The sequence below is a fragment of the Candidatus Megaera venefica genome (genome assembly GCF_034554655.1).
Taxonomy (GTDB): Bacteria; Pseudomonadota; Alphaproteobacteria; order Rickettsiales; family Rickettsiaceae; genus Megaera_A; species Megaera_A venefica.
Genome location: NZ_JARJFB010000082.1, coordinates 1 through 8,630 on the forward strand (window position 1 = coordinate 1; position 8,630 = coordinate 8,630).

At 35.0% G+C, this 8,630-nt stretch carries 4 protein-coding genes; all 4 read left to right on the forward strand.

From position 1 onward, the window contains the following. The first annotated feature begins 494 nt into the window (after positions 1-494). Positions 495-3,899: a TM0106 family RecB-like putative nuclease gene (locus tag Megvenef_RS05690; protein ID WP_322777013.1), complete on the forward strand. Its 3,405-nt coding sequence runs from the start codon at positions 495-497 to the stop codon at positions 3,897-3,899. A gap of 239 nt (positions 3,900-4,138) precedes the next feature. Further along, positions 4,139-6,220 carry an AAA family ATPase gene (locus Megvenef_RS05695; protein WP_322777014.1) on the forward strand — a complete coding sequence of 694 codons (2,082 nt, stop codon included), beginning with the start codon at positions 4,139-4,141 and terminating at the stop codon, positions 6,218-6,220. Next, positions 6,202-8,103 (forward strand): ATP-dependent helicase, encoded by a 1,902-nt coding sequence (locus Megvenef_RS05700; RefSeq protein WP_322777015.1) that lies wholly within the window; start codon positions 6,202-6,204, stop codon positions 8,101-8,103. Before Megvenef_RS05695 ends, Megvenef_RS05700 begins: the two co-directional genes overlap by 19 nt. A 199-nt stretch (positions 8,104-8,302) precedes the next feature. Next, positions 8,303-8,630, forward strand: a 328-nt coding sequence (locus Megvenef_RS05705; protein ID WP_322776028.1) for a transposase, incomplete at its 3' end; no start/stop codon positions are given.

Below are 8,630 nucleotides of genomic sequence, written 5' to 3' on the forward strand. Positions count from 1 at the left end.
GGTTGTAAGGTATAATGTGAACTCAAGAGTTAAGTTGAGGAGGCGGTTAAAATAGGAGTTGTAAATATTTTTTAGCATTTTTATTACGTAAATCTATTGTGAGTAAAACAAACTTAGTAAGTTATTGTAACAATCAATAGTGAACAAATAATTAAGAAATCATGGCAATATACGGAAAATATGTGGGTTGAGACTTTTAACTGTAGCAGCATTGATTGTGATAATAGATTACCGAGTGGAAGAACTTATGCCAATACCGAAAGAGCCTATAATATAGCAATCAAGGGTTAAACTTAACCTCAGCTAATAATGTGGGCTTGGGGAGCAATGGAACAGCCAACCGACTTGTATCTTAAGGTCGGTAGCGGTGAAAATTGGATTACCGAATTAAATAACGATCAATTAAGAGATTTATTTAGTCTGAGGTAAAAGTAAATTCAAGGCTTAGTTAAGCTACTGCCGTTTTAAATAAAATAGATAAAATATTGATTGCTATGCATATTGAAACAGATCGAATAATTTATTCTCCTTCAGACCTAACATTATATATGGATAGTCCTTTTGCATCATGGATGGAGCATTCGGTGCTTATTAACCCCAATCTTTTGTCTTCTGCAGATGCACCGGATGAGCTTATGACTTTATTACAAAAAAAAGGAGCTTTGCACGAAGATGAGGTTTTAAAATCTTTTCTTGAAGCAAATCTTAGCGTTATACAAATTTCAAAAAGCCCGAATGCAGCACAAGATACGATTGCTGCTATGCAATCAGGGGTAGACGTCATTTATCAGGCCGCCTTGTCGCTATTGCCGTTTAAAGGATATGCTGATTTTTTGGTAAAAGTAGAAGGTAAAAGCGGTTTAGGTGATTTTTATTATGAAGTTTGGGATACTAAGCTGTCTAAAACTTTAAAGCCGTATGTTGTTATACAATTATGTTGTTATGCCGAAATGTTAGAATCATTACAAGGAAGAAGACCTGATTATGTAGTAGCGGCACTCGGTAACGGCGATAATCAAGGTTTGCGCACAAATGACTACTTTTATTATTACCAAAACTTGAAATCCAGATTTTTACAAGCACATCAAAATTTTTCTGAGCATCATCTTCTAAATCCAGCTGACTCTACTAGTTATGGTAGATGGACTAATTATGCTGAAAATATGTTAACACAGGCAGATCACTTATGCCGGATTGCCACAATAACAAGAAGTCAAATTAAAAAGTTGCATAAAGTCGGTGTTAATACTATGCAAGCGATAGTTGACTCAGATTGTGATTCTATAAAAGGTATAAATCCTGATGTGTTAACACGATTAAAAGCGCAAGCTAAAATTCAAAAGGATAGTGTTGGGAAAGACGTGCCTTTATATCAGATTTTACCGCATGAAATTGATAAAAAAACAGGATTATCATTACTTCCGCCAAGTTCACCGCTAGATATTTATTTTGATATTGAAGGTTTTCCTCTTGAAGACGGCGGTTTAGAGTATCTATGGGGTGTGACTTACTTTGATGAAAGTAGGGCGCGTCAATATAAAGATTTTTGGGCGCATACTAAGGAGCAGGAAAAAATATCGTTCAAAGCTTTTATTGAATGGACATATGATCGTTGGTTACAAGATCCGACTATGCGTATCTATCATTACGCTAATTATGAAATTGCAGCATGCCGTAAATTAATGGGGCGCTACGGTATTTGCGAGCATGAGGTTGATCAGTTACTACGTAATGAGGTATTTGTTGATTTATATAAAGTAGTCAAAGGTAGTTTGTTATTAGGTGAACCGCGTTACTCGATTAAGAATGTGGAGCATCTTTATCGAGATAAACGATCAACTGAGGTTGGCTCAGGTGGCGATTCTGTTGTTGTATATGAGCGATGGAGAGAAGATCACGACGGTGATAGATGGGAAACATCAAAAATATTAAATGCTATACGCGAATATAATATAGATGATTGTAATTCAACACAAGAATTGGTTGATTGGCTAAGATTACGACAAAAAGAGCATGGTATAGTTTATCTCGGTAAAACAGAAGTGATTGAAGCTGAAGTACAAGATGAAATAACCGAGCGTATTAAACTAAGAGACGCGCTACTACAGAAAGCCTTTCAACTAAAAGATCAAGGTGATATAAAAAATTCTGAAGTACATTATCTTTTTGCCTGGGTATTAGAATTTCATCAGCGCGAAAAAAAGCCGATGTATTGGCGTTTTTTTGATCGCATGGGTTTAAGTGACGAGGAGTTATCTGATGATATAGATTGTTTAGCACGTTGCAAACGTACAAACAAACCACCCTACAAACCGACCCCCAGAGCTAGGAATTTTATATATGAATATGCGTTTGATCCTAATCAGGAATTTAAAGGTATCTGTGAAAAATATATTATACTCGGCAAAGAACGAGATGACGGCAAGAATATAAACGTTAACGTTATTAAAGAGGATTCTCATTTTGACGAAGGTTTAATCGCATTACAAATGAGTCAAGAGTTAGATGAGATTATTACTTTGATTCCTGATGAGAATATACCGGTTAAGCCAATTCCGGAGGCCATCACAAAACAAGCTGAGTCTTTTCTACGCGGTGATCTTGTCAATACGGTGATTGTTGATTTTTTGATGCGTAATATCCCAAGAATTACAAGTCACCAATCAGGCCAACCTATAGTAGTAAGCCACGATCCTACATCACGACTCTTAGAAATAGTAAAAGCGGTACGTTACTTGGATAATAGCTATTTAGCTATTCAAGGAGCTCCCGGTTCAGGTAAAACATATACCGGTAAACAGGTTATTGCCGAATTGTTAAAACTTGGCAAGAAAATTGCGATTTCATCTAATAGTCATAAGGCAATTAACCATCTTTTGATTAATACGGTCAAATATTGCAAAGAAGAGGGGATCACGGGCTATTTTGCTTGTACAAAAGATACAGACGAAACATTAACCGAACTTGGTGTCGATATTTATAAAAATGAAGATATAGCCACTCATTTGCAGCCAAGCTGCGTAATCGGTACAACAGCTTGGGGTTTTGCCCGAAGCGATCTAGAGAATGCGTTTGATTATCTTTTTATTGATGAAGCTGGGCAAGTAAGCGTTGCTAATTTAATTGCCATGAGTCGCTCTACTAAAAATATTATTTTGATGGGTGATCAAATGCAATTAGGGCAACCGTCGCAGGGAAGTCATCCCGAAGATAGCGGGTTGTCAATATTAGATTATTTATTACATAAAACGCCTACCATAGCTGAATCAATGGGTATTTTTCTCGGAACAACTTACCGCATGCATTCTGCCGTTAATCGATTTATCAGTGACGCAATTTATGAAGGGAAACTTGAATCAGCCCTAGACAATGATCGTCAATGTATAAAAGTGCCTGATGGGTATCAAGGAATTTTAAACAAAGAAGCGGGTATTATCCCCGTGCCGGTTTTTCATGAGGGAAATACACAGGCAAGCGAAGAGGAAGTTGAGAAAATCGTGCTATTAGCACATGAATTAATCGGACGTGTTTTTACCGCAAAGAACGGGGTAGATCGTTTAATTGATTGGAGTGATATGCTTTTTGTTGCACCTTATAATCATCAGGTAAATAAATTGAAGTCGGTATTGGGTGAGAAAGCTAAAGTAGGGAGTGTTGATAAGTTTCAAGGGCAGGAAGCTCCTATTGTTTTTTTAAGTATGTGTGCTAGTAATGCTAACGAGTCTGCACGGGGAATGAAATTCTTATTTGATAAAAATCGTATTAATGTTGCCGTTTCGCGGGCTCAATGTATGGCAATAGTTGTTTATAGTCCTTCTTTACTGGAAACAGCAGCTAGTAACATCGAGCAGCTTGAGATGGTTAGTTTATTTTGTCGGTTAGTTGAGGTTATCGAATGAATATTAAGCTTTGGCGTCTACCAGACGTATATATACCAAAAAGGTAAAAAATACAGCCTAAATTTTATATCTTGAATTGCGGGTATAGTATATAATAGATGTTAGTATACGGCCAATCGATTTAATGTACTTTAAGATATCAAACTTTTCGTTAGCAATCTCTATGAAAAGCTTATTTTAAATATCTTGTATATTATGGCTTCGGGGCAAATTTGAATTTGATTAATACAGAAATTAGTATGAAGGTTACAAAAATACTGGTAAAGAACTTTCGATTATTGAAAGATATACATGTTAATCTAGAAGATGATTGCTCAATCATTTTAGGCAAAAATAACAGCGGCAAAACGTCACTATTGCTAATCTTAGATAGATTTCTTGGAAGTAATGCTAGCAAACCGTCCTTTACATTTGATGATTTTAATATCGATTTTAAAGATGATTTGAAATCTCGTGTTGAAGATTCAGGTCAGGACAGTGAAGAATTTCTTGCATTTGGGATATCATTAAAATTGTATATTGAATATGGTGAACATGACGATCTCTCGAACATTGGCAACAAAGTTATCATGGATCTTGATCCTAATAATAGAGTAGTTATTCTCGCCTTTGAGTATTATCTCTCAAATGAGCGTTTTTTGAATCTAAAAAAAGACTATCTAGAGCAAAAAGATGAGAAAAAAGATGAGGCGAAAGACTTTTTTACTTTCTTAAAAGATCAACATTCTACTTATTTTCAAGTATCTAAAAAGAGCGTTTTATTTGATTTGGGTCAAGAAAGAGAGAATGATCAAATCTTTACAGATTTGATTAAAGAAAAGATCCGCATTGATAAGATCATTAGTTTTAAATCTATTAATGCCAACAGAAATGTTTCCAACAAAAATTCTGATCAATCTTTATCTTCCTTATCTTCTAGGGTTTATAACAGCATGGAGGCAACTAATGATAATTCAAACATCATCGATAAATTCAAAGACGCCCTAAGCAATACCGATCAGCAGTTGAACGAGGTTTATAAAACAATGTTTCAGGCAGTGATTGACGATGTAAAAAAGTTTGGAGGAATGAGTCAGGATGATTCAATTATCCAAATTATGTCATCACTACAGCATAAAGAATTATTGCAAGAAAACACAACGGTAATGTATGATCTCAAGGGTTTAGGTGGTCATTTACTTCCAGAGAATTACAACGGATTAGGTTATATGAACCTGATTAGTATGATTTTTGAAATCAAAATACTGCTTCATGAATTTCAGAGGGAGAAAGAGGAAAAACCATCCGATATAAATCTGCTTTTTATTGAAGAACCAGAGGTTCATACACACCCACAAATGCAGTACGTGTTTATTAAAAACATCAAAGATTTATTAAAAAATAGCCAACAAAGGAGAGACGGAGTAACTTTGAGTCTTCAAACTATTTTAAGTACACATTCCGCTCATATAGTCTCCGAAAGTGAATTTGAAAAGATTAAGTATTTCAAGAGAGAGAAAGATGGCATTATCTCTAAGAATCTAAAGGATTTAAAAAATAAATACGAATGTAAAGAATGTGACCAAAGTTACAAATTTTTGAAACAGTATCTCACGCTACATCGGGCAGAGCTGTTTTTTGCAGATAAAGCAATTTTCATCGAAGGTGATACCGAAAGGATACTATTACCAGCAATTATGAAAAAGTTGGATCAAGAGTCACGTGCTGAAGAGTTACGTTTGCCACCACTGCTCTCGCAAAATATATCAATTATTGAAGTTGGTGCATATTCTCATATATTTGAAAAATTTATAGATTTTATCGGTATAAAATCATTAATTATCACGGATATAGATTCTGTTGATGAGAATAGAAAAAAATGCCAAGTTTCTGAGGGCAAAAAAACCAGCAATGCTTCTTTACAGTTTTTTTACGGCAAAGAAAAAACCCTGACTAAATTTATCGCTTTACCCCAGGAAGAAAGGATCATGAAGAAAGACCCAGATTCTAAGGATTGGGTTAGTGACGCTGGTGGCTATCTAATGTGCACCTATCAAACAAAAGAAACAGCTAATAGCGTTGATTATCATGCTCGGAGCTTTGAGGATGCTTTCTTCCATATAAACAAATTATTTATTGCCGAACATACCTTCCTCAGCCTAAAACAAAGTAGCTTGAATAAATTTGTTAACTCTGAAATAGATGCTTGGAAAATGGCCAAAGAAGTAAAGAAAAAGCCATCCTTTGCAATAGAGGTATTGCTGAACAGTGAACAGGATTTCACAAACTGGAATATTCCAGCATACATTAGAGAGGGTTTGCGGTGGTTACAGATAGACTAAACCTTGAGCCTGAAGTCCAAAAAATCTTTGAATATGTTGATGATGGTCAAAACTTTTTGCTAAGCGGAGGTGCTGGTAGCGGAAAAACTTTTTCTTTGGTTCAGGTGATAAGACAAGCTATTGCAGAAAACCCAACTGCTAAAGTCGCTTGCATAACCTACACAAACGCTGCCGTAAGAGAGATTGAAGGTCGTGTAGATCATAGAAACCTTAGTGTAAGCACGATTCACGATTTTCTGTGGGACAACATTAAATCTTATCAGAAGGAACTAAAGGCTTCTCTAGTTAAATTGATAAATTCGGAAGATGAGCAGATCAAAAGTCTAGATAGCGAGGTATCTGATGACTATTTCTTAGAAAAGGACATTCGATACAAAGAATACACACAAATTAGTGAAGGAATTATTTCACATGATGACTTACTAACTCTGGCTCATCATATGTTTAACTCATATCCAAAGCTTTGTGATATTCTTAAAGACAAGTTTAAGTTCATCTTCATAGATGAATACCAGGATACTAGTCCGTTAGTGATCGAGGTTGTATTAAATTTTCTAAAGAAAAGCAGCCGTAGCAATGTGATAGGCTTTTTTGGTGATGCGATGCAGTCTATATATGATGATAGTATAGGCAACCTCCAGTCCTATGTTTCTACAAACGCAGTCCAGGAGGTAAAAAAAGAACAAAATCGTCGGAATCCACGGTTAGTTTATGAATTGGCTAATAAACTTAGAACAGACGGAATTGAGCAGCGGCATGCAGATGACCACGGCGCACCTAATATGAAAGATGGTGCGGTCAAAGAAGGAAGTATAAAATTCTACCATTCGAAGGATACAGAAAAGTTAGAGTGTATTAAGCGGCGGTTGAGATGGGATTTCGGTGATACCAAGAAAACTAAAGAATTAAATCTTACACATAACCTCATAGCCCATAAAGCTGGATTCAAGGAATTAATGGACATTTATGATGGTGATAAAATCCTGGATTATAAGAAAAGAATCACAGATTATATTAAGGAAAACAACATCACCGAGGATTTTTCTAGTTTTACTTTTGGACAAGTGATCGATAAATTGAAGATTCCCCCAACTAAAAATACGCAAGAGTTTATAGATAAAAACCCTTTTCTATATGAACAAGCAAAAAGTTATTTATTCGAAGAATTCAGGAAAATTCATCTAAATACAGATGCTCTGCTTGATGATAAAAAAGAAAATGCGGAAGATAGTGGCAAAATTGGTTCAAAACGTGATAACCTCATTAAGCACCTATTTAAAATTCAAAAGCAGATAAGACTTTACGATCAGGGCGAATACAATGAATTTCTAAGAAAAACTGAATTTGAGATAAAATCCGTAGCCAGTAAAAGGAAGATCAAAGAGATTATTAGCCACCTACATCAAATGTCTAGCAACACTATCGAAGAGGTTATAGAATACGCTCATGAAAATGGTATTTGTATAAAAGATGATAAGCTTGCAGATTTTATTAAGAAAAAACAATATGTTTATGATCGAGTAAAGCAGGTTAAGTTCAAAGAATTTCAAAATTTATTCAATTATCTTGAAGGATACACAGCATTTTCTACTCAGCATAAAATTAAAGGTACTGAATTTGACAATATTTTGGTAATTTTGAACAACGGGAATTGGACTAAATATAATTTTCGGTATCTTTTTGAAGGCAAAGGAACAGAGAGTGTGAGGGAAAGAACACGGAAGCTATTTTATGTTTGTTGTACTCGAGCAAAAGAAAATCTGGTGGTCTATTATGACAATCCAACTGAGACTGTTATAGATCAAGCAAAAAGATGGTTTGGTAAAGATAATGTATTGCTTATATCGGACATTCCGCACACCGATGATAAAATTCAGGTGTAAATTTGTGAAATAATACAGTCCAACGTTAAAAACTTAGGATTTTGGCACCCCAAAACAAAAATCTATTTTTCTAACTATTAAGTCCCTCCGTCAAAACTCTCCCCGCCTGAATTAACAAGGGGTTTCATGTCATAAACAGCTTACAAAATCCATAAGAAAATGGTATAATTACCGCATAAAGCTTACGGATTTTAAAATTATGCCTATAGAAAATATTACTTTTCTCCAAAAACAAGAAAGGTTATTTGAAGAGAAATTATCTACAAAACTAAATCCTAAAAACAAGTTATATAAACTAAGGGATTTAGTAAATTGGTCTGAACTTGAAGCCAGAGCATTGCCTAACATTGAAATCAAGCAATTTGGTAGAAATAAGAAAGATCATAGAGTAATGCTAGCACTATCAATGCTTCAAGCTATGTACAACGGTTCTGATTCGTTTACGGAGGAAGAGCTAAAGGAAAATATTTATTGGCAATATTTTTGTGGTTATGAATATTTGCAGCAAGATCTTGATGTGTCTGAAG

Coding starts and splice junctions, on each gene's coding strand:
- Megvenef_RS05690 (WP_322777013.1), top strand. CDS start 495: ATGCATATTGAAACAGATCGAATAATTTATTCTCCTTCAGACCTAACA.
- Megvenef_RS05695 (WP_322777014.1), top strand. CDS start 4,139: ATGAAGGTTACAAAAATACTGGTAAAGAACTTTCGATTATTGAAAGAT.